Origin of the sequence: Microbacterium sp. LMI12-1-1.1 (assembly GCF_040676455.1) — a bacterium.
GTDB lineage: Bacteria > Actinomycetota > Actinomycetes > Actinomycetales > Microbacteriaceae > Microbacterium.
Genome location: NZ_JBEGIA010000015.1, coordinates 765098 through 786810 on the forward strand (window position 1 = coordinate 765098; position 21713 = coordinate 786810).

Below are 21713 nucleotides of genomic sequence, written 5' to 3' on the forward strand. Positions count from 1 at the left end.
GCTACGCCTCTGTGCCGGCGAGGTCGGCGGCGCCGATCAGGCCGGCGTCGTTGACGAGCCTCGCGATGGCGAAGGTCGCGATCGGCCGGTCGCCGTAGCCGGGCAGCGACCGCTCGTACGCCAGGCGCATCGGCTCGAGCAGCGCATCGCCGAGCTGGGCGACGCCGCCGCCGATGACGAACAGCTCGGGGTCCAGCACCGCCTGGAAGCCGCCGCACGCCTCGCCGAGCGCGGTCGCGACGCGGCGCAGGGCCTCTGCGGCGCCGGCGTCCCCGGCGAGGACCAGGCGCGAGACGGCCGGGCCGCTGATCGAGCCGTGCTCGGCGCGGTGGGCGGCCAGGGCCGCGCCGATCCCGCCGGCGTCGGCGATCTCACCGGCCTCGCGCTGGAGCGCGCGGCCGGAGGCGTACTGCTCGAGGCAGCCGTGCTGTCCGCACCCGCAGAGCAGGCCGTCCCGGATGAAGCGCGTGTGGCCGAGCTCTGCGGCGATGCCGTGGCCGCCGCGGAACAGCTTGCCGTCGAGGACGATGGCCCCGCCGACGCCCGTGCCCATGGTGAGCATCACCATGTGGTCGACGTCGCGTCCGGCGCCGAAGCGGAACTCGGCCCAGCCGGCGGCATTCGCGTCGTTCTCGATCGTGACCGGCAGGCCGATGCCGTCTTCGAGCGTCGCCTTCAGCGGCTCGTTGTGCCAGGCGATGTTCGGCGCGTGGATGACGGTGGCGCGGTCGCGGTCGATGAAGCCGGCGGCCGCGACGCCGACGGCGGCGACCCGGTGGGTCGCGCGGAAGTACCGGGCCATGTCGACCACGGCCTGCGCGAGCGCGGCCGTGTCGGTCGGCGTGTCGACACGGAGCTGTTCGACGATGCCGCCGTCGGAGTCGACGACGCCTCCCGCGATCTTGGTTCCGCCGATGTCGATACCGACCTTGAGCACGATCTCCCTCTCCGGCCGCCGCACGTACGACAGCGCCTTGAAGTCTATCCAGGCGGTCTTCGTCCACACCCGCCACTGTCCGCGATGTGACGGCCGATTAGACTCGGATGAGATCCACCCGAGATTCATCCGTCCGGTACCGAAGGAGCTGCCGTGGTTCAGTTCGAAGTCCCTGCCATCGTCCCCGCCGATCCGCAGGCAAACGTCACCGACCTGCTGGTCGAGCGCGTCAAGGCGACGCCCGACCGCGCGCTGTTCGCCGTGCCCGATGGCGACGGCTGGCGCGACATCACCGCGGCCGAGTTCCAGAAGCAGGTCATCGCGCTCGCCAAGGGCTTCGTCGCCGGAGGCATCGAGCCCGGAGACAAGGTCGGCTTCATCGCCCGCACCACGTACGACTGGACGCTGGTCGACTTCGCGCTGTTCTATGCCGGTGCCGTGATGGTGCCGATCTATGAGACCAGCTCGACGGCGCAGATCGCGTGGAACCTGACCGACTCCGGCGCGATCGCGATCATCACCGAATCGTCCGATCACACCGCCCGCTTCGCCGCGGCGCGCGACGAGCTGCCGCTCATCCGCGCCGCGTGGGAGATGCACAGCGGCGACCTCGACCGGCTCATCGCCGAGGGCGCCGGCGTCTCCGACGACGAGATCGAGCGCCGGCGCAACATCGCCAACGGCGCCGACATCGCCACGCTCATCTACACGTCGGGCTCGACCGGGCGCCCCAAGGGGTGCGTCCTCACGCACAGCAACTTCGTCGAGCTCACCCGCAACGCGACGCTGTCCAACCAGGAGGTGTTCGCCACCCCGGGTGCGTCGACCCTGCTGTTCATCACGACCGCGCATGTGTTCGCGCGGTTCATCTCCATCCTCGACATCCACGCCGGTGTGAAGACCGGGCACCAGCCCGACACCAAGCAGCTGCTGCCCGCGCTCGGCTCCTTCAAGCCGACGTTCCTCCTCGCCGTGCCGCGCGTCTTCGAGAAGGTGTACAACTCCGCCGAGCAGAAGGCCGAGGCCGGCGGAAAGGGCAAGATCTTCCGCGCCGCTGCGCACACGGCGGTCGAGCACTCCCGTCTGAAGCAGGAGGGCAAGAAGGTCCCGCTGGGCACGAAGATCAAGTTCGCGCTGTTCGATCGGCTCGTCTACAGCAAGCTCCGCACGGCCATGGGCGGCAACATCGCCTTCGCGGTCTCGGGCTCCGCGCCGCTCGGCCCCCGCCTCGGACACTTCTTCCACAGCCTCGGCGTCACCATCCTCGAGGGCTACGGCCTGACCGAGACCACGGCGCCGGCGACCGTCAACCAGGCCCGCAAGTCGAAGATCGGCACGGTCGGCCCCGTGATCCCCGGCGTCGGCATCCGTCTCGGCGATGACGGCGAGATCCAGGTGCGCGGCATCAACGTGTTCAAGGAGTACTGGCGCAACCCCGAGGCGACGGCCGACGCCTTCGACGGCGACTGGTTCAAGACGGGCGACATCGGGGCGTTCGACGACGAGGGCTTCCTCACGATCACCGGTCGCAAGAAGGAGATCATCGTCACCGCCGGCGGCAAGAACGTCGCGCCCGCCGCTCTGGAGGACCCGATCCGCGCCAATCCGATCGTCGGCCAGGTCGTCGTCGTCGGCGACCAGAAGCCGTTCATCGCCGCGCTGGTGACGCTCGACCCCGAGATGCTGCCGACGTGGCTGTCGAACAACGGCCTGTCCGCCGACATGTCCCTCGCCGATGCCGCGAAGAACGACGCGGTGCGCGCCGAGGTGCAGCGTGCGATCGATCGCGCCAACACGACGGTGTCCCGCGCGGAGTCGATCCGCAAGTTCACGATCCTTCCGAGCGAATGGACCGAGGCCAGCGGTCACCTGACGCCCAAGATGAGCATCAAGCGCAACGTGATCCTCGCCGACTTCGCCGGCGACATCGAGGAGATCTACGCCGTGCCGGTGAACACCACGAACGTCTCGCTCTCGTAACTCCGGCGACGGATGCCGAAGCCCCGGGCCCTTCAGGGCCCGGGGCTTCTGTTCATCCGGCCTGCGTCAGAACCAGTCGGACTCGCGGATCTCGCGCATCGCGATGCGGCGCTCCTCCGGGGTGAGCCGCTTCAGGTAGAGCATGCCGTCCAGGTGGTCGGTCTCGTGCTGCAGCGCCTGGGCGAGCAGCCCCTCCCCCTCCAGGACGAGCTCGTTGCCGTCGAGGTCCATGCCCACGACCTTCGCCCAGGGGTAGCGGACCGCGTCGTGCCAGAGTCCCGGCACCGACAGGCATCCCTCGCCGATGGCCTCGGGCTCGCCCGACACCTCCACCAGCGCGGGGTTGAGGACGTACCCGATGTCGCCGTCGATGTTGTAGCTGAAGGCCCGCAGGCCGACGCCGATCTGGGGTGCCGCCACACCGGCGCGGCCGGGGAGCTCGACGGTGTCGAGGAGATCGCGGACGAGGGCGCGCACGCCGTCGTCGATCTTCTCGATGGGCGCGCTGACCGCCGTGAGAACGGGGTCGCCGAAGACACGGATGGGACGAACAGCCATCGGGTGCCTCAGGCCGCCGGCGCGAGCGAACGGAGGCCCTCGACCACGGTCGCCGCGAGAGCACGTGCGGCATCCCGCGTCGCGGGCTGCAGCTCGCGGAACACGATGGCGCTGCCGGCCGCGATGTGGGCGTCGTAGGGGACGCGCACCACGGCGCGCACGCGGGAGCGGAAGTGCGCCTCCAGCTCGTCGAGCTGTACGAGCGGCTGTCCGGGGCGTGCGTTGTTGAGCACCACGACGGCGCTGCGCACCTTGTCCGCGTACCCGTTCGTCTCGAGCCACGTGAGCGTCTCCGACGCGAGGCGCGCCTCGTCGACGCTCAGGCCGGCGACGATCACGAGCTGGTCGGCGAGATCGAGCGTGGCGCCCATCACCGAGTGCACGATGCCGGTGCCGGTGTCGGTGAGCACGACCGAGTAGTAGTGGGCCGCGAGTGCCGCGACGTTCCGGTAGTCGGCGTCGTTGAACGCCTCCGAAACGCGGGGGTCGGCGTCGGAGGCGACGACGTCGAGCCGGGTCTCGTCGCGCGCGACGATGTTCGACAGGTCGTTGAAGCCGACGACCTCGGGGCTGATGCGCACCAGGTCGCGGACGGTCTTGCCGCTGTCCCTCGAGATCCGCTCGGCGAGGGTCCCCCGGTCCGGGTTGGCGTCCACCGCGATGACGCGGTCGTCGCGTGCGTCGGCCAGTGCCTGGCCGAGCAGCGCGGTGACGGTCGTCTTGCCGACGCCGCCCTTGCGGGACAGCACCGGCACGAATCGCGCGCCGCCGGTCAGCGGCGCTGCGATGCGACGGTCGAGATCCTTGCGGGCCTTCGCGCGCTTGCTGTCGCCGAGGTTGATGCGCCGACCCGAGATCGAGTAGACGAAATGCTGCCAGGCGCCCTCGGGCTCTGGCCGCACGACCTGGTGGGGGTCGAGCAGCCGGTCGGCGGTGAGCAGGTCGGCGGTCTCGCGGTCGGCTTCGAACTCGCCCAGACGCTTCGACGACAGGGCGACGTCGGCGCGCGGGAACGCGGCGCGCTCGACGGCCGAGCGCTCGACGACCGGCTGCGCCCCGGTGTGGTTCGCTGCGCGGCGTGTCGCGGGCGTCGGGCCTGTGGCGGTCTTCGCGGCAGCGGCGGCGGCCGAGACCGACGGCGGTGCGGGCGACGTCGGGGGCGCGGATGCCGCGGCCGCGGCATCCGTCGTGCCGGCGTCCTCGCCGTTGTCGGCCGGGGTCTTCGCGCTCATAGGCTCCTCCGCGGTGTCGTCGGTCGCGATGACATCGTCTCCCGTTGCGGCGTTCTCCGCCAGAGCGGCTTCGACCTCTTCCTCGGCGAGGACGATGTCGAACTCGGCGGGATCGAACTCTTCATCGAAGTCCGCGTCCTCGAACTCGACGGCGTCGAAGTCGACGACCTCGAACTCATCGACGGCAGGCTCGGCGGCGACGACCGCCGCGGCCGGCTGGTCGCCGGCAGGCTCGGATTCGTGGGACTCGGGCTCAGCGGCTTCGAACGCGGGCTCGATGCTCTCCGCTGCGACGCCCGGCTCGTGCTCGACGGCGTACGCGTCCGCGTCCTCGGCGGCCACGGGGGGAGCAGCCTGCTCCGCGGGCTGGTACTCCTCAGCCTGGACCGTCTCGGCGGCCTCGAGCACCTCGAGCACCTCGTCGGCGTCGGCGATGTCCTCCTCCGGGGGCGCGGCCGCGAAGCCGTCGCCCTCGATGGTCCACTCCTCGAGGTCGGCGTTCGTCTCGATGATCTCCGCCTCGGTCGTGTCGGCCGGATACTCCGCGGCCGGCGTCGGCGCGATGACGGGAAGGTCCGCGTCGGCGGGGATCTCGATGATGAAGGGCACCTCGTCGTCGATGACGTCGTCATCGGCGAGGTCGTCGTCGGACTCGGACGGCAGCTCGACGTTCACCTGCGCCGTCGCACCACCCAGGATGCCGAGACCGGTCGTGTCGATGCTGCCCGTCTCGGAGAGCACCCCGTTCTCGGGCTCGTCGGGCGTGTGTTCGGTGCGATCGGGCGTCACTGCGAAGTTCTCCTGGGAAGACGGCGCCTGTGCCGGTGCCGGGGCGCATATCGGGCGTATGCCGCCCTCCAGGCTACTGGGCGGGACGGATGACGACCAAAAGGTCGCCCGCATCGACCTGCGCGGTCGCGGCGATCGCGAGGCGTTCGACGACGCCGTCGACGGGTGCGGTGATGGCCGCCTCCATCTTCATGGCCTCGATCGACGCCACCGGCTGTCCCGCTGTCACGGTGTCGCCGACGGCCGCCTTGAGCGTGACGACGCCCGAGAACGGTGCCGCGACCTGCCCGGGCTTCGTGGTGTCGGCGCGCTCTACCTGGCGCGCCTCGACCGTGATGCTGCGATCGCGCACGAACACCGGGCGCAGCTGGCCGTTGAGGGTCGTCATCACCGTCCGGATGCCCTTGGGATCGGCCTCGCCGATCGCCTCGAGCCCGACGTACAGCTGGACGCCCGGGTCGATCTCGGCGACGTGCTCCTCCCCCGGCTTGAGGCCGTAGAGGTAGTCGGGCGTGCCGAGCGCGGTCAGGTCGCCGTACGCCTCGCGGTTCTTCTCGAACTCGCGTGCCGGGCCAGGGAAGAGCAGCCGGTTCAGCGTGCGGCGGCGCAGCGCCGTGTCGCCGCCGAGGCCCTCGCGCTCGTCGGCGGTCAGCTCGGGCCCGTCGATCGAGATCGTGCGACCCTCGAGCACCTTGGTGCGGAACGGCTCGGGCCACCCGCCCGGCAGATCACCCAGCTCGCCCGCCATGAAGCCCACCACCGAGTCGGGGATGTCGTAGTTCTGCGGGTTCGCCTCGAAGTCGGCGGGATCGGCACGCACCGCGACCAGTGCCAGCGCGAGATCGCCGACGACCTTCGACGACGGCGTCACCTTCGGGATGCGGCCCAGGATCCGGTCGGCGGCGGCGTACATGTCCTCGATGAGCTCGAAGTCGTCGGCGAGGCCGAGCGCAATCGCCTGCTGGCGGAGGTTCGACAGCTGTCCGCCCGGGATCTCGTGGTGGTAGACGCGGCCCGTCGGCGAGGCCAGTCCCGACTCGAACGGGCGGTACAGGTGGCGCACGGCCTCCCAGTACGGTTCCAGGTCGCTCACCGCCTGCAGGCTCAGGCCGGTGTCGCGATCGGTGTGCGCGAGGGCGGCGACGAGCGCCGAGAGCGACGGCTGGCTGGTGGTTCCCGACATCGGCGCCGCCGCGGCATCCACGGCATCGACACCGGCGGCACTGGCCGCGAGGAGGGTCGCGAGCTGGCCGCCTGCGGTGTCGTGCGTGTGCAGGTGCACCGGCAGGTCGAAGTTCTCGCGGAGCGCCGTGACGAGCTTCGCGGCGGCGGCCGGACGCACCAGCCCTGCCATGTCCTTGATCGCCAGGATGTGCGCGCCCGAGTCGACGATCTGCTCGGCGAGGCGCAGGTAGTAGTCGAGCGTGTAGAGCTGCTCCGCCGGGTCCAGCAGGTCTGCGGTGTAGCAGAGCGCCACCTCGGCGATCGCCGTGCCCGTCGAGCGCACCGCGTCGATCGCCGGACGCATCTGCGACACGTCGTTCAGCGCGTCGAAGATGCGGAAGATGTCGACGCCGGTGGCCGCGGCCTCGCGCACGAACGCGTCCGTCACCTCCACCGGGCGCGGTGTGTAGCCGACCGTGTTGCGGCCGCGCAGCAGCATCTGGATCGGGATGTTCGGCATCGCCTCGCGCAGCGCCTCGAGACGCTCCCACGGGTCCTCGGCGAGGAAGCGCAGTGCGACGTCGTAGGTCGCACCGCCCCACGCTTCGACAGACAGCAGCTCGGGCGTCATCCGCGACACGTGCGGGCCGACCCGCACCAGGTCGCGCGTGCGCACCCGGGTGGCGAGCAGCGACTGGTGGGCGTCGCGGAAGGTCGTCTCGGTGACGGCGAGGGCGCTCTGCTCGCGCAGCGCGCGGGCGAACCCCTCGGGGCCCAGCTCGCGCAGCCGGGCGAGCGTGCCGGCGGGCGGCGCGGCGGCGAGGTCGATCTCGGGCAGCTTGCTGCCCGGCGAGACCGACAGGGGCTTGTCGCCGTAGGGGCGGTTGACGGTGATGTCGCCGAGCCAGTTCAGCAGCTTGGTCGCCCGGTCGCGCGACGGGTTGCTGGTGAGCAGCTCGGGGCGCTCGTCGATGAACGACGTGCTCACGTCGCCGGCGATGAACGCGGGATCGTCGAGGACGGCGCGCAGGAACGGGATGTTGGTGGAGACGCCGCGGATGCGGAACTCCGCGAGTGCTCGGCGGGCGCGGGCGACGGCGGCCGGGAAGTCGCGGCCGCGACAGGTGAGTTTGGCCAGCATCGAGTCGAAGTGCGGGCTGATCTGCGAGCCGGCGGCGGTGGTGCCGCCGTCCAGCCGGATGCCGGCGCCGCCCGGGGAGCGGTAAGTCGTGATGCGGCCGGTGTCGGGCCGGAACCCCTGCGACGGGTCCTCCGTCGTGATGCGGCACTGCAGCGCGGCTCCGCGCAGCTGGATGCGGTCCTGCGTGAGGCCGAGCTCGGCGATGGTCTGCCCGGCGGCGATGCGCATCTGCGACTGCACGAGGTCGACATCCGTCACCTCCTCGGTGACGGTGTGCTCGACCTGGATGCGGGGATTCATCTCGATGAAGACGACCTCCCCGGTGCGAGGACCGGCCGTCTCGAGGAGGAACTCGACCGTTCCCGCGTTCTCGTAGCCGATCGACCGGGCGAACGCGACGGCGTAGCCGTGCAGCGCGTCGCGGACGGCGGGGTCGAGGTTGGGCGCCGGGGCGATCTCGATCACCTTCTGATGGCGACGCTGCACCGAGCAGTCGCGCTCGAACAGGTGCACGGTCTCGCCCGTCGCGTCGGCGAGGATCTGCACCTCGACGTGGCGCGGGCGCTGCACGGCCTGCTCGAGGAAGACGCGGGCGTCGCCGAAGGCGCTCCCTGCCTCGCGCATCGCCTCGGCGAGTGCCGGGGCGAGCTCCTCGCTGCGCTCGACGCGCCGCATCCCGCGTCCGCCCCCGCCGGCGACGGCCTTGACGAAGATCGGGAAGCCGATCTCGTCGGCCTGGCCGAGCAGGGCGTCGACGTCGTCCGAGGCCTCCGTCGAGCGCAGAACGGGCACGCCCGCTGCGACCGCGTGGTGCTTCGCGGTGACTTTGTTACCGGCCATCTCGAGCACCTTCGCGGGCGGGCCGATGAAGGCGATGCCGTTCGCGGCCGCCTTCTCGGCGAGCTCCGGGTTCTCGGACAGGAAGCCGTAGCCCGGGTAGATCGCGTCCGCGCCGGCCTCTTTCGCGACGCGCACGATCTCGTCCACATCGAGGTACGCGCGGACCGGATGGCCCTTCTCGCCGATCTCGTACGACTCGTCTGCCTTCTGCCGGTGCAGCGAGCCGCGGTCCTCGTACGGGAACACCGCGACGGTGCGGGCCCCCAGCTCATACGCGGCGCGGAAAGCCCGGATGGCGATCTCGCCTCGGTTCGCGACCAGGATCTTGCGGAACATTCGACCTCCGTGAGCGGCGGCGCGGGTGGGCCTCTGGAAACAGGCTGAGTGTGCTCACAGCCTAGGGGACGGTAACGTGGTGCCTTGTGCACGTCCTATCCGTCAGCTCGCTCAAGGGTGGCGTCGGCAAGACGACCGTGACTCTCGGACTCGCGTCGGCGGCCTTCGCCCGCGGTGTCCGCACGCTCGTCGTCGACCTCGACCCGCAGTCCGACGTATCGACGGGCATGGACATCCAAGTCGCCGGTCGACTGAATGTCGCCGATGTCCTCGCCAATCCCAAGGAGAAGACGGTCCGCCAGGCCATCACCTCCAGCGGCTGGGCGAAGGTGCATCCGGGCACCATCGACGTCATGATCGGCAGCCCGTCCGCGATCAACTTCGACGGCCCGCACCCGAGCGTGCGCGACGTCTGGAAGATGGAAGAGGCGCTCGCCACCATCGAGGCCGACTACGACCTCGTCCTCATCGACTGCGCGCCGTCGCTGAACGCCCTCACGCGCACCGCGTGGGCGGCATCCGACCGCGTCATCGTCGTCACCGAGCCCGGCCTGTTCTCGGTCGCCGCAGCCGACCGCGCCCTCCGCGCCATCGAAGAGATCCGCCGCGGCCTCTCTCCTCGCCTGCAGCCGCTGGGCATCGTCGTCAACCGCGTGCGCCCCCAGTCGATCGAGCACCAGTTCCGCATCAAGGAGCTGCGCGACATGTTCGGCCCCCTCGTGCTGAGCCCGCAGCTGCCCGAGCGCACCTCGCTGCAGCAGGCGCAGGGTGCCGCGAAGCCCCTGCACATCTGGCCCGGCGACTCCGCCCAGGAGCTCGCGGCCGACTTCGACTCGCTGCTCGACCGCGTCATGCGCACCGGCCGCATCCCGGTTCCCGAAGACACGCGCTCCTGACGGCGACGGATGCCGGTATCCCGGCATCCGCGCGGGTGACCAGTCTGCTCACTCGATGAACACTTTGCGCACTTTGTGCACGAGTGAGTGATCAGGACTTGCTATTCGGCTCTCGATCACTGACCATATCGCCATGGCATCGATGACGCTGCACCCTGACAGCCTTGCCGTGCACGCCGGCCGCGACGATCTCGCAGCGCTGGGCGTCCACGCACTCCCCCTCGACCTCTCGTCGACCAATCCGCTGCCCGGCATCGAGCTCGGCGGCATGTCGTACGAGGTGCTGGCGACCGGCGGCCACCCGTTCGAAGGAGGCTCGAACGTCTACGCGCGGCTGTGGAACCCGACGGTCGCCCGGTTCGAAGACGCCCTCGCGCGCCTCGAACACGCCGAGGAGGCGGTGGCGTTCTCGTCGGGCATGGCCGCGGTCACCGCGGTGCTGCTCGCGCTGACGCACGAGTCGCAGCGCCGCCACGTCGTGGCGGTGCGTCCTCTGTACGGCGGCACCGACCATCTGCTCGCATCGGGGCTGCTCGGCGTCGAGACCTCGTTCTGCGCCCCCGACGCGGTCGCCGCGGCGATGCGTGACGACACGGCGCTCGTCGTGCTCGAGACGCCGGCCAACCCGACGCTCGAACTCGTCGACATCCGCGCCGTCGTCGCTGCGGCCGGCGACGTGCCCGTGCTGGTCGACAACACGTTCGCCACGCCCGTGCTGCAGCATCCGCTCGATCTCGGTGCCGCACTGTCGCTGCACAGCGCCACGAAGTACCTCGGCGGTCACGGTGACGTCGTCGGCGGAGTGGTCGCCTGCGACGCACGGCTCGCCGCGGCGCTGCGCCGCACGCGCGCCATCACCGGTGCGATCATGCACCCGCTCTCCGCGTACCTGCTGCACCGCGGTCTCGCGACGCTGCCGGTGCGCATGCGGGCGCAGCAGGAGGGCGCCCGCGTCGTCGCAGAGTGGCTCAGGACGCGGCCCGAGGTCGCGCGCGTGCACTTCCCCGGCTTCGCGGCGAGCGACCCGCGCGGGCTCGTGGGCACTCAGCAGTCGGGTCCGGGCGCGATGATCGCGATCGAGCTGGCCGGCGGCTTCGACGCCGCATCGTCGCTGACGGCGGCGGTCGAGCTGTTCACGCACGCGGTGTCGCTGGGCAGCGTCGATTCGCTCATCCAGCACCCGGCCGCTCTCACACATCGCCCGGTGGCGTCGGACGCGAAGCCCTCGGACGCGCTGGTGCGCCTGTCGATCGGCCTCGAGGACCCGGCCGACCTGATCGCCGACCTGGCTCAGGCCTTCAGCGCCACCACAGTGGAGCCAGGACGGGTCGAGCCGGCGCTCGCGTGAGTCAGGCGGAGCGGGCGGCGCGGCGCACCGCGAGCTCGTCCATGGGGTCGGGCCGCTCGAACTCGAACTCGACGAGCTCGGACTCGACCTCGCGCAGCACCTTGCCGACGGCGATGCCGAAGACGCCCTGGCCGCGGCTGACGAGGTCGATGACCTCGTCGTTCGACGTGCAGAGGTAGACGGACGCGCCATCGCTCATGAGCGTGGTGCCGGCGAGATCGCGGATGCCGGCGGCACGGAGCTGGTCGACGGCGGTGCGGATCTGCTGCAGCGAGATCCCGGTGTCGAGCAGTCGCTTGACGAGCTTCAGCACCAGGATGTCGCGGAAGCCGTACAGCCGCTGGGAGCCCGATCCGCTGGCGCCCCGCACGGTCGGCTCCACGAGCTCGGTGCGAGCCCAGTAGTCGAGCTGACGATAGGTGATGCCGGCGGCCTTCGCCGCCACGGCACCGCGATAGCCGACCTCGTCGTCCATCGCAGGAAGTCCGTCGGTGAAGAGGAGTTCGGCACCGAATGGCTCACCTGCAGCCACGTCTCCGGTCATGCTCGTTCCCCCCTCCGGAATCGAATACCTCAACGCTAGATCAGCCTCCCCCTCGCGGCAATGACATCCGCTGTTCGCAGGTCGGCGTGTCGCACGCCTGAACGGGCTCCGCGACCGGTTCTGGGCTCGGCACCCGCTGTTCGGATGGTCTGGTTTGACGGGCTGATCAGGCGAGCATGCGGTCGAGCGCGGCGCGCACGAAGATCGCCCGAACGTCGTCGAGACGCCGGGTCAATTCGGGCGCGAGCTCGCCGGCACGACCGCGGGACGAGGCATCCGTCCGTCGCAGGAGCGGGGCGAGTGCCGACTCCACGAGGGCGACATCGCGCTCGGCGCTCTGTCGCAGCGCACGCACGTGACGCGGCTCGATGCCGTGCCGGTCGAGGGCGACGAGCGCGCGCAGGAGCGTGACGGACTGCTCCGTGTACGACTCGGCGCCGGCGATGATGCCCGTGCTGATGGCGTCGTTGAGCAGCTGCGGGGCGGCACCGGCGGCGGCGAGCATCTCGTCGCGGCGGTAGCGGCGCGGCGCGGGCACGATCGACGGAGGCGGCACTGCGGTCGGCGTGGCCGGGTCGCGACCGGCGTCGACGTCCTCGAGATAGTCGCGGATGACCGACAACGGCAGGTAGTGGTCGCGCTGCAGCGTCAGCGCGAGGCGCAGCCGCTCCAGGTCGTCCTGAGAGAACTTGCGGTACCCCGACTCGGTGCGCAGCGGCGTGACGATCCCCTGCACCTCGAGGAAGCGCAGCTTGCTCGAGGTCAGGGACGGGAACTCCGGTGACAGGCGTGCGAGAACCTGCCCGATGCTGAGAAGACCCGCGGACGACGCCCTTTCGTGGGCGGAAGCCGCGGGCATCAGGCGTCCGCCGCCCGGGCGAGGTCGGCCGGCGAGACGAAGAAGTTGAGGCGGAACTTTCCGACGCGCACCTCGGCGCCATTGGTGAGCGTGGCCCTGTCGACCCGCTCGCCGTTCACGTAGGTGCCGTTGAGGGAGCGCTGGTCGACCAGCTCGAAGGTCGTGCCGGAGCGCGTGATCTCGGCATGGCGGCGCGAGACGGTGACGTCGTCGAAGAAGATGTCGGCTTCGGGATGCCGCCCCACGGTCGTCACGTCGGAGTCCAGCAGGTAGCGGGCGCCTGCGGTGGGTCCGGAACGGACGAGCAGCAGTGCAGCACCGGAGGGGAGGGCATCGATCGCGTCGAGCTCCGCATCGCCGAGCTCGCTGCCGAACGGCACGAACGAGAGATCGGAATCGTGGCCGAACGTCTGCGTGGTGTCGGCGGCACGGTCGGACTCGTGTGCGTCGGCCCCTGCTGCGCGGCGGATGTCGCCCTGATCGGGTCGGCGGTCGTGCTCCACGGTTTCCTCCTCTATCCGTTCAGCCTATCCGATCGACCTCGGCTGCGACGAGGTCGTTTGCGCCCCATTTCACCCGATCACCGCCACCGGCACTCCCGAGAGCTCCGGCGCGTCCGCGGGGTGAGGCGGAGCCTCGGCGCACCCGGAAAAGCGCTCGTACTGCAATGTTTCGCCGCGTGTCGCGCGAGATGCCCCGGAACACGTGCCCGCCTAGCCTGGCAGGACCGTAGACGATTCGTCGAATGAGAAGGAGACCACCGTGTCCAGCCCGCACAGCCACATCCCGCCCCTCCAGGTGCGTGAGCGTGCGGCGTGCATGTGCGACCACGGCGGCAGCTGCTCCTCGTTCGCTCCCGGCCACGCACTGCACCTGATCCAGGCGCGCCTGGCGTCGGCGACGCCGTCGGAGTGGGCGGATGCCATCGTCGAGGAGTCCGACGAGCGCTCCGGTTTCGTGATCGTCCGGACGCTGGCCGACGCCACGTCGATCGTGCTGTGGAACGGCGTGGGCGCCGCGGTGACCGCGACCCCGGGCACGCCCGTCGCGCTGCATGAGCGCTACCACGTGCTCGCCGTCGGCGGGGCGCGCTTCAACGTCCTCCGCGCGGAGCTCGCCGAAGCCTGACCGGCCCTGCCGCGATCCTGCGGTCTCCAGCGCGGGGTTTCGCGCAGGAGGAATGAGAAAGGCGACGGGCCTCAGCCCATCGCCATCATCGAGTTCTTCATCGCCATGCAGGCGTCCATGCACGCCTGGCAGGCCTGAGCGCACATCTTGCAGACCTCGCTGTGGTCCGCGTGCTCCATGCACTCGTCCATGCAGACCTGGCACATCGCGATGCACGCGTCGAGCATCGACATCATCGCCGCCGGGGTCATGCCCTGCATGCGCATCATGGCGCGCATCATCGTGTTGCACATGTCCGCGCAGTTCATGCACGCGGGCGCGCACGACATCATCTGCGTGGAGCACACCGTGCACGCCTGCTCGCAGGCCGAGCAGGCGTCCATACAGGCCTGCATCACCGACATGTCCATGGTGTCCATGCCGGGCATCGACGCCTTCGACATGGCGTCCATCATCATGGAGTCCATCGCCGCCATCCTTCCGTCACCGGGTCGGCGGGCAGATCCCCCGCCTTGCGGCCATGCTAGACCTCGGAACGCCCGGATCGAAGGGCCGGATAGGCTCGATCGCGTGATGTCACACAGAGTTCACAAGCGGCTCTCAGCCCCCGTCTCGGCGCTCGTCGCCGCCCTGCTGGTCGCCTTCGCCGTCGTGCTGGGCACCGCATCCCCCGCTCAGGCGCACGATGAGCTGCTCGGCAGCGATCCCGCCGCCGACAGCAGTCTCGATGCTCTTCCCGCGCAGCTCACGCTCACGTTCAGCGCCGAGATCGCCGACGACGAGGGGGCATCGGTCGTGGAGGTGACGGATGCCGCGGGCACCGCGCTCACCGCCGGCGCCCCGGTCGTGAACGACAACGTGCTGACGCAGCCGCTCGCGGGTGAGGCGTCCGGTGCGGTCACCGTACTGTGGAAGGTCGTCTCGAGCGACGGGCATCCCATCTCGGGCGAGTTCTCGTTCACGGTCGCGGGAGCGCCGGCACCCACGCCGGCGCCCACGGAGACCACGGCGCCGACGCCGTCCGAGACGGCGACCGCTGCGCCGACGGAGACCGTCGAGCCCACCCCGACCGCGACGAGGGCTCCTGCCTCCGACGACGCACCGAGCGCGTGGCCGTGGGTCATCGCAGGGGTGCTGGCGCTCGCGCTGGTGGCCGCCGTGGTCTACCTGCTGGTGTCGCGTTCGCGGCGCGAGAAGGCCCTCGCCGCCTCGTCCGCGAGCGCTCCGGGCGCCCCCTCGCAGCCCGGCTCCGAGCCTCCGGCCGACCACTAGGCTGGAAGCATGCCTCACTACGACGTCGCCATCCTCGGCGCGGGGCCCGGCGGGTACGTCGCGGCCGTCCGTGCTTCTCAGCTCGGCCTCAAGGTCGCGATCATCGAAGAGAAGTACTGGGGCGGTGTCTGCCTCAACGTCGGCTGCATCCCCTCGAAGGCTCTGCTCAAGAACGCCGACCTCGCGCACCAGTTCCACCACAAGGCCGATCTGTTCGGCATCTCGGGCGACGTGCACTTCGACTTCGGGGTCGCCTGGGATCGCAGCCGCAAGGTGGCCGATACCCACGTCAAGGGCATCCACTACCTGATGAAGAAGAACAAGGTCGACGAGTACGAGGGGCGCGGATCGTTCACCGGTCCGAACGCGATCCGCGTGACCAAGGCCGACGGCTCCACCGAGGACGTCACCTTCGACAACGCGATCATCTCCACCGGCTCCAAGGTCCGCCTGCTTCCGGGCGTGCAGATCGGCGGCAACATCGTCACGTACGAGGAGCAGATCCTCGCCCGCGACCTGCCGCAGTCGATCGTCATCGTCGGCGCCGGCGCCATCGGCATGGAGTTCGCCTTCGTCATGGTGAACTACGGCGTCAAGGTCACGATCATCGAGTTCCTCGACCGTGCGCTGCCCAACGAGGACGCCGACGTCTCCAAGGAGATCGCGCGCCAGTACAAGGGCTACGGCGTCGACATCCTCACCTCGACCAAGGTCGAGACGGTCACGGACCACCGCGACAAGGTCACGGTCGCCTACACCGCCAAGGACGGCTCCACCGGCTCGATCGACGCCGACAAGGTCATGATGTCGATCGGCTTCGCCGCCAACGTCGAGGGCTTCGGGCTCGAGAACACCGGCGTGAAGCTCACCGACCGCGGCGCCATCGACATCGACGACCACATGCGAACCAACGTGCCGCACATCTACGCGATCGGCGACGTCACCGCCAAGCTGCAGCTGGCCCACGTGGCCGAGGCGCAGGGCGTCGTGGCCGCCGAGACGATCGGCAAGGCCGAGACGATGACCCTCGGCGACTACCGCATGATGCCGCGCGCGACGTTCTGCTCGCCGCAGGTCGCCTCGTTCGGCCTCACCGAGCAGCAGGCGCGCGACGCCGGCTACGACGTCAAGGTCGCGAAGTTCCCGTTCTCGGCGAACGGCAAGGCGAACGGCCTGGGCGAGCCCATCGGCTTCGTCAAGCTCATCGCGGACGGCGAGCACCTCGAGCTGCTCGGCGGTCACCTCATCGGCCCCGACGTCTCGGAGCTCCTGCCCGAGCTGACGCTCGCCCAGAAGTGGGACCTCACCGCTCTCGAGGCCGCGCGCAACGTCCACACGCACCCGACGCTGTCGGAGGCCGTGCAGGAGGCCTTCCACGGCCTGGCCGGCCACATGATCAACCTCTGATCAGCTGACGCGGGAACGCCCCGGACCTTCTCGAAAGGTCCGGGGCGTTTCGTCTCGTCGCTGGCGCTCCTCGCTCAACGACCGGGTGCTGGTTCGGACGCGCGCGCGAAGCGAGACGAAACGCCTCTCCACCGGTCGTTGAGCGAGCGGAGCGAGACGAAACCCGCTACGACTCCTCAGGCGCCGAGCGTGCGGGCGAGCTTGGAATCGGATGCCGCTTCCCGGCCGCCGACCGCATGCACGGCTTGTGCGGCGGCGGCGAAGAGCGCCGCGCGGTCGTCCGCGGAACCGGGTGCGGCGGGGCCGAGCTCGAGCTCCCACTCCCGCCAGGTGCGCTCCACGCCGCCCCGCTCGTCGGTGGCGATCACGTGGTCGTCGACGAACTCGGCGACGACGCCGCCCTGGGCGTCGCAGAGGGCATACGCCGTGCGTTGGTTGCGGATGTGGGCGATCGGCGCCAGGTGCGACGTCACGGCGACGGCCGCGAGGGCGTCGGCGACGGCATCCGGAATCGTGTCGTCGGTGCCGAGCGGCCAGTGCAGCTCCACCCGGCCGCCCTCCGCGTCACGGGGGCCCTTGATATGCCAGCCCTCGTCGGGGCCGCCGGTGCGGCGGCGCACCGCGTAGCCGGCGTGCGCGAGGGCGAGGTCGTCGCTGTCGAGGTAGACGGCGTCGAGGGCGCGCGGCTCGGCCGCGCCGACCGAGGACACCCCGGGCAGACCAGACCAGTCGGGGAGCGCGGTGTCGTCGTCGACGTCGAATTTCAGCTCGATCTCGACCGAATGGCTCGGGCGGGTCGGTTCGGCAGGGTGCTCGTCAGCGCCGATCACGTGCGGTGTCGCTGTACGGATCGATGTCGTCCTCGGACTCGATGAACCAGAACTCGGCTTCGGTCGGCCCATCGCCGTCGCCCGTGTTCTCGGGCGACCCCTTGCGCTCGTAGACGACCTGCGTCTCGCTGTAGGGGACGATCAAGCGGTCCAGCTGGGGGTCTTCGAGGGGCAGGAGCTGCCCGTCGAGCGGGCCTCCGTGCAGTCGTGCGATGGCCATGCCCCCAGCGTAGACCCGGCGCCCGACGCCATCCGCACCCTTGCGCTCTGCCGGCCGACGTGTCTCCGTGCCGCCGACGTTCACCGCCGCGACGCCCGGCGTTCCGCTGAGGCGGCGATCGTGGTGCAAGCGCTTCCAGGTTCTGCCTCTAGAATCGCGAGCGTGAAGGCCATCCGAACGTTCACGGTCCGCCCTGTGCTGGCCGACACCCTCGCCCCGCTCGATCGCCTCGCCTCGAACTGGCGCTGGTCGTGGAGTCGCGCGACGCATGCATTGTTCGCCTCGATGGATCCGGCCCTGTGGGACGACATCGGCGCGAACCCCGCCCGCATGCTCGGCGCGCTGGGTCAATCCCGCCTCGACGAGCTCTCGCGCGACGAGGAGTTCGTCGCTCGGGTCCGCGAAGAGGACGAGCGGCTCACCGCCTACCTCGAGGGCGACCGCTGGTTCCAGCAGCTCGAGGGCGACAAGCCGGCGCACATCGCCTACTTCTCCCCCGAGTTCGGCGTCGACGGGTCGCTGCCGCAGTACTCGGGCGGGCTCGGCATCCTCGCCGGTGACCATCTCAAGAGCGCGTCCGACCTGGGCGTGCCGCTGACCGGCGTCGGGCTCTTCTATCGCGCGGGCTACTTCCGCCAGTCGATCGGCGACGACGGATGGCAGCGCGAGGCCTATCCCCTGCTCGACCCGTACGGCCTCGGCTTGACGCTGCTGCGCGACCGCGCCGGCGCACCGGTCGAGATCGCGCTCGATCTGCCGGGCGACCGCCGCCTGTACGCGAGGGTGTGGATCGCCGACATCGGGCGCATCCCGCTGCTGCTCCTCGACTCCGAGACGCCGTCGAACACCGACGAGATGCGCCGCGTCACCGATCGCCTGTACGGCGGCGGCGGCGAGCACCGTCTGCTGCAGGAGCTGCTGCTCGGCGTCGGCGGCGTGCGCGCGGTGCGGGCGTGGTCCGAGCTGAACGGTCGCCCCGCCCCCGACGTCTATCACACGAACGAGGGCCACGCCGGGTTCCAGGGACTCGAGCGGATGTCGGAGCTCATCACGCAGGACGCCCTCAGCTTTGACGAGGCCCTCGCCCAGGTGCGCGCGGGCACCGTCTTCACGACGCACACCCCGGTACCCGCCGGCATCGACCGCTTCTCGCGCGACCTCATCGCGGACTATCTCGCCAGCGGCCTCTTCCAGAACCTCGACGCGGGGCGTGCCATCGCGCTCGGCCTCGAGACCTGGAACGGCGGCGACCAGGGCGTCTTCAACATGGCCGTGCTCGGCCTGCACCTCGGGCAGCACGCGAACGGCGTCTCGGTGCTGCACGGCGAGGTGAGCCGCGGCATGTTCGGCATGCTGTGGCCAGGCGTCGACGCCGACGAGGTGCCGATCACGTCGATCACGAACGGCGTCCACGCTCCGACCTGGGTGCACCCCGCTCTCAAGGCCGTGAGCGAGCGGGCGTGGGGCGACGCGCGCACCGACACCCATGACTGGACCGACCGGGCTGCCGTGACGGATGCCGAGCTCTGGGGTGTTCGTCAGCAGATGAAGGGCGGGCTCATCGCCGAGGCGCGGCGGCGGGTGGCGGCATCCGTGTCCACGGGCAACGGCCACACGCCCTCGTGGGTGGAGGATCTGCTCGATCCAGATGTGCTCACCATCGGCTTCGCCCGGCGCGTGCCCACGTACAAGCGGCTCACGCTGATGCTGCGCGATCCCGAGCGGCTGACCGCTCTGCTCACCGACCCCGAGCGGCCGGTGCAGATCGTGATCGGCGGCAAGTCGCACCCGGCCGACGACTCGGGCAAGATCCTCATCCAGCAGCTCGTGCGCTTCAGCCGCGATCCGAAGGTGCGCGGGCGGATCGTGTTCCTGCCGGACTACGACATCACCCTCGCCAAAGACCTGTACCCCGGCTGCGACGTGTGGCTCAACAACCCGCTGCGCCCCCTCGAGGCGTGCGGCACGAGCGGCATGAAGGCCGCGCTCAACGGCGCGCTCAACCTCTCGATCCTCGACGGCTGGTGGGACGAGTGGTTCGACGGCGAGAACGGCTGGGCGATCCCGACCGCCGACACCGCGTCGAACGACGAGGAGCGCGATGACGCCGAGGCCGCAGCCCTGTACGACCTCATCGAGCACCAGCTCGTGCCGAAGTTCTACGAGCGCGAGGGCGGCATCCCCACCGCGTGGCTGGGCATGGTGCGGCACACCATGACCGATCTCGGCAAGAAGGCGACGAGCGACCGCATGGTGCGCGACTACGTCCAGCGGCTGTACGTGCCGGCGGCCGCCCACGACGTGGCGCTGCGCGCGAACGGGTTCGCCCTGGCCCGCGAGGTCGCCGCGTTCGTCGGACGCATCAAGGGCGCGTGGGGCCGGATCTCGATCGCGAGCGTCGACAGCTCCGGCATCCCGGCGCAGGCGCAGGCCGGCGACGCTCTCGAGGTGCGCGCCGACGTGCGACTCGACGGCCTCTCGCCCGACGACGTCGCCGTCGAGCTGCTCTACGGCAGCACCGACGAGGACGACGCGCTCGCGCGCGACCACTCGGTGTACCGCCTCTCCCCCACCGGCGAGGGCGTGGACGGAGTGCGGGCCTTCACCGGCACGCTGCCGCTCAGCGTCACGGGCACGTTCGGGTACACCGTCCGCGTGCGGCCGGCGCACCCGCAGCTCGTGTCGCCCGTGGAGCTCGGCTTCGTCACGTACGCCTCGTAGGACACCGATCACGGATGCCTCGATCCGGCGTGCTGCGCCGGGTCGAGGCATCCGTCGTCCTTCCTCGAGGCTGCGCGTCGACTCGTGGCGTTTCGTCTCGCTCGCTGGCGCTCCCTCGCTCAACGACCGGGTCCGAGCACGGGACGTTTCGTCTCGCTCGCTGGCGCTCCCTCGCTCGACGACCGGCACAGAGGACCGGTCGTTGAGCGAGCGCAGCGAGACGAAACGCGCCCCGGGCCCACGTAGGCTGGTGCGGTGAAGCCGTTCGTCCTCCTCGCCACCCGTGCCGAGGACGTGCCCGCCGACGAGGAGTACGCGCTGTTCCTGCGCTACACCGGTCTCTCCCCCGATGAGCTCGTGCGGGTGCGACTCGAGGCGGAGCCGATGCCGCGGTTCGATCTCGACGCGCTGTCGGGCATCTTCGTCGGAGGCGGACCGTTCAACGCGTCCGATCCCCTCGAGAAGAAGTCGGCGGTGCAGCGGCGGGTCGAGGCGGAGTTCGCGACCCTGCTCGACGAGGTCGTGGACCGCGACTTCCCGTTCCTCGGCGCCTGCTACGGCATCGGCACGCTCGGCGCTCACCAGCACGCGGTGATCGACCGCACCTACCCCGAGCCGATCAGCGTCGTGCCGGTGACGGTCACCGAGGCCGGGGCATCCGATCCGCTGCTCGAGGGGATGCCGACGACCTTCGACGCGTTCGTCGGACACAAGGAGGCGATCTCGCAGCTGCCCGCCGCGGCGACCCTGCTGGCGTCGTCGCCGGGCTGCCCGGTGCAGATGTTCCGGGTCGGCGAGAACGTCTACGCGACGCAGTTCCACCCCGAGCTCGACGTCGAGGGCATCACGACGCGCATCCACGCGTACGCCGACTACGGGTACTTCGCCGCCGACGAGCTCGAGCTCACCCTCGCGGCGGTGCGGCGCGCTGCGGTCTCGCATCCGAGCCGCATGCTGCGCACGTTCGTCACCCGCTACGCGCGCTGAGTCGGACCCTTCGCACCGCGCCTCGGCGGTGGTACGCTCCCCGCACCGGCTGCCTCCGCCGCCCGAAACCGAGGTGCGTCATGGGTTCGAAGAAGCTGCTCCTCACGGGCGCCGCGATCGCCGTCGTCGTGGCGGCCGCGATCCTGGTGCCGAGCGTCGCGACCGGAGCCCCGCTCCCCGCACTGGTCCCGGCGACCTTCGCGGCGGCACCGGATGACGGCCCCGGCGAGAACGGCCGCGGCAACGCGTTCGGTCACGACAAGGACTCCCCCGACTTCCCCGGCAACGGCAACCGCGGGGACGGTGACAGGGGCGGCGACGGCAACGCGTTCGGTCACGACAAGGACTCCCCGGACTTCCCGGGGAACAACGGCCGCGGCAACGGCGATGCCGACGCGATGGACGATGACGGCCCCGGCCACAACGGCCGCGGCAATGCGTTCGGTCTCGACAAGGACTCCCCCGACTTCCCCGGCAACAACGGCCGCGGGCACGACGACTCCGACGACTGAGTCTCTGACCGG

Annotated in this window: 19 protein-coding genes; 9 read left to right on the forward strand and 10 right to left on the reverse strand. The window is 70.5% G+C overall.

Annotation, left to right across the window (positions count from 1 at the left end; translation table 11 throughout):
* Position 1: 1 nt before the first annotated feature.
* Positions 2-937 carry an ROK family protein gene (locus MRBLMI12_RS17660; protein ID WP_349428979.1) on the reverse strand — a complete coding sequence of 312 codons (936 nt, stop codon included), beginning with the start codon at positions 935-937 and terminating at the stop codon, positions 2-4.
* A 153-nt stretch (positions 938-1090) separates the two neighbouring features.
* Between MRBLMI12_RS17660 and MRBLMI12_RS17665 the strand changes: the two genes are divergently transcribed.
* The gene (locus MRBLMI12_RS17665) at positions 1091-2917 is read left to right on the forward strand and encodes an AMP-dependent synthetase/ligase (RefSeq protein ID WP_363357557.1); all 1827 of its coding nucleotides are present in this window, start codon (positions 1091-1093) and stop codon (positions 2915-2917) included.
* 66 nt (positions 2918-2983) lie between these two features.
* On the opposite strand, the gene def is transcribed toward MRBLMI12_RS17665, so the two are convergent.
* The 3 genes from def to MRBLMI12_RS17680 form a co-directional block, all read right to left on the reverse strand.
* On the reverse strand, positions 2984-3475 hold the full coding sequence (def, locus tag MRBLMI12_RS17670; protein ID WP_363357558.1) for a peptide deformylase: 492 nt from the start codon (positions 3473-3475) through the stop codon (positions 2984-2986).
* A gap of 8 nt (positions 3476-3483) precedes the next feature.
* The gene (locus tag MRBLMI12_RS17675; RefSeq protein ID WP_363357559.1) at positions 3484-5496 is read right to left on the reverse strand and encodes an AAA family ATPase; all 2013 of its coding nucleotides are present in this window, start codon (positions 5494-5496) and stop codon (positions 3484-3486) included.
* A 73-nt stretch (positions 5497-5569) separates the two neighbouring features.
* Entirely contained in the window at positions 5570-8977 is a 3408-nt protein-coding gene (locus MRBLMI12_RS17680; protein WP_363357560.1) for a pyruvate carboxylase, read from the reverse strand.
* A gap of 86 nt (positions 8978-9063) precedes the next feature.
* Between MRBLMI12_RS17680 and MRBLMI12_RS17685 the strand changes: the two genes are divergently transcribed.
* Complete coding sequence (locus MRBLMI12_RS17685) at positions 9064-9873, forward strand: ParA family protein (RefSeq protein ID WP_308867590.1); 810 nt, start codon at positions 9064-9066, stop codon at positions 9871-9873.
* A gap of 133 nt (positions 9874-10006) precedes the next feature.
* Complete coding sequence (locus tag MRBLMI12_RS17690) at positions 10007-11221, forward strand: trans-sulfuration enzyme family protein (RefSeq protein WP_363357561.1); 1215 nt, start codon at positions 10007-10009, stop codon at positions 11219-11221.
* 1 nt (position 11222) lies between these two features.
* On the opposite strand, the gene MRBLMI12_RS17695 is transcribed toward MRBLMI12_RS17690, so the two are convergent.
* The 3 genes from MRBLMI12_RS17695 to MRBLMI12_RS17705 form a co-directional block, all read right to left on the reverse strand.
* Positions 11223-11765 (reverse strand): MerR family transcriptional regulator, encoded by a 543-nt coding sequence (locus MRBLMI12_RS17695; protein WP_308867592.1) that lies wholly within the window; start codon positions 11763-11765, stop codon positions 11223-11225.
* 166 nt (positions 11766-11931) lie between these two features.
* Positions 11932-12624 carry a MerR family transcriptional regulator gene (locus tag MRBLMI12_RS17700; RefSeq protein ID WP_349427760.1) on the reverse strand — a complete coding sequence of 231 codons (693 nt, stop codon included), beginning with the start codon at positions 12622-12624 and terminating at the stop codon, positions 11932-11934.
* Positions 12624-13127, reverse strand: coding sequence for an FHA domain-containing protein (locus tag MRBLMI12_RS17705; RefSeq protein ID WP_331910068.1), 504 nt, complete (start codon positions 13125-13127; stop codon positions 12624-12626). Before MRBLMI12_RS17705 ends, MRBLMI12_RS17700 begins: the two co-directional genes overlap by 1 nt.
* Before the next feature lie 259 nt (positions 13128-13386).
* On the opposite strand from MRBLMI12_RS17705, the gene MRBLMI12_RS17710 reads away from it, so the two are divergent.
* Entirely contained in the window at positions 13387-13752 is a 366-nt protein-coding gene (locus MRBLMI12_RS17710) for a hypothetical protein (protein WP_349427761.1), read from the forward strand.
* Positions 13753-13823: 71 nt separating this feature from the next.
* On the opposite strand, the gene MRBLMI12_RS17715 is transcribed toward MRBLMI12_RS17710, so the two are convergent.
* Positions 13824-14219 carry a hypothetical protein gene (locus MRBLMI12_RS17715; protein ID WP_349427762.1) on the reverse strand — a complete coding sequence of 132 codons (396 nt, stop codon included), beginning with the start codon at positions 14217-14219 and terminating at the stop codon, positions 13824-13826.
* Between the two features lie 106 nt (positions 14220-14325).
* Between MRBLMI12_RS17715 and MRBLMI12_RS17720 the strand changes: the two genes are divergently transcribed.
* Positions 14326-15024, forward strand: coding sequence for a copper resistance CopC family protein (locus MRBLMI12_RS17720; RefSeq protein WP_363357562.1), 699 nt, complete (start codon positions 14326-14328; stop codon positions 15022-15024).
* 9 nt (positions 15025-15033) lie between these two features.
* Complete coding sequence (gene lpdA / locus MRBLMI12_RS17725; RefSeq protein ID WP_363357563.1) at positions 15034-16431, forward strand: dihydrolipoyl dehydrogenase; 1398 nt, start codon at positions 15034-15036, stop codon at positions 16429-16431.
* Between the two features lie 176 nt (positions 16432-16607).
* On the opposite strand, the gene MRBLMI12_RS17730 is transcribed toward lpdA, so the two are convergent.
* Both MRBLMI12_RS17730 and MRBLMI12_RS17735 read right to left on the reverse strand, forming a co-directional pair.
* Positions 16608-17261 carry a CYTH domain-containing protein gene (locus tag MRBLMI12_RS17730; protein WP_363357564.1) on the reverse strand — a complete coding sequence of 218 codons (654 nt, stop codon included), beginning with the start codon at positions 17259-17261 and terminating at the stop codon, positions 16608-16610.
* Positions 17248-17481 carry a response regulator gene (locus MRBLMI12_RS17735; protein ID WP_349427766.1) on the reverse strand — a complete coding sequence of 78 codons (234 nt, stop codon included), beginning with the start codon at positions 17479-17481 and terminating at the stop codon, positions 17248-17250. Before MRBLMI12_RS17735 ends, MRBLMI12_RS17730 begins: the two co-directional genes overlap by 14 nt.
* Positions 17482-17643: 162 nt before the next feature.
* Between MRBLMI12_RS17735 and glgP the strand changes: the two genes are divergently transcribed.
* The 3 genes from glgP to MRBLMI12_RS17750 all read left to right on the forward strand — a co-directional run bounded on the left by glgP (position 17644) and on the right by MRBLMI12_RS17750 (position 21701).
* Entirely contained in the window at positions 17644-20202 is a 2559-nt protein-coding gene (glgP, locus tag MRBLMI12_RS17740) for an alpha-glucan family phosphorylase (RefSeq protein WP_363357565.1), read from the forward strand.
* A gap of 255 nt (positions 20203-20457) precedes the next feature.
* Positions 20458-21189 (forward strand): glutamine amidotransferase, encoded by a 732-nt coding sequence (locus MRBLMI12_RS17745; RefSeq protein WP_363357566.1) that lies wholly within the window; start codon positions 20458-20460, stop codon positions 21187-21189.
* 80 nt (positions 21190-21269) lie between these two features.
* Entirely contained in the window at positions 21270-21701 is a 432-nt protein-coding gene (locus MRBLMI12_RS17750; protein ID WP_363357567.1) for a hypothetical protein, read from the forward strand.
* The last annotated feature ends 12 nt before the right edge of the window (positions 21702-21713 follow it).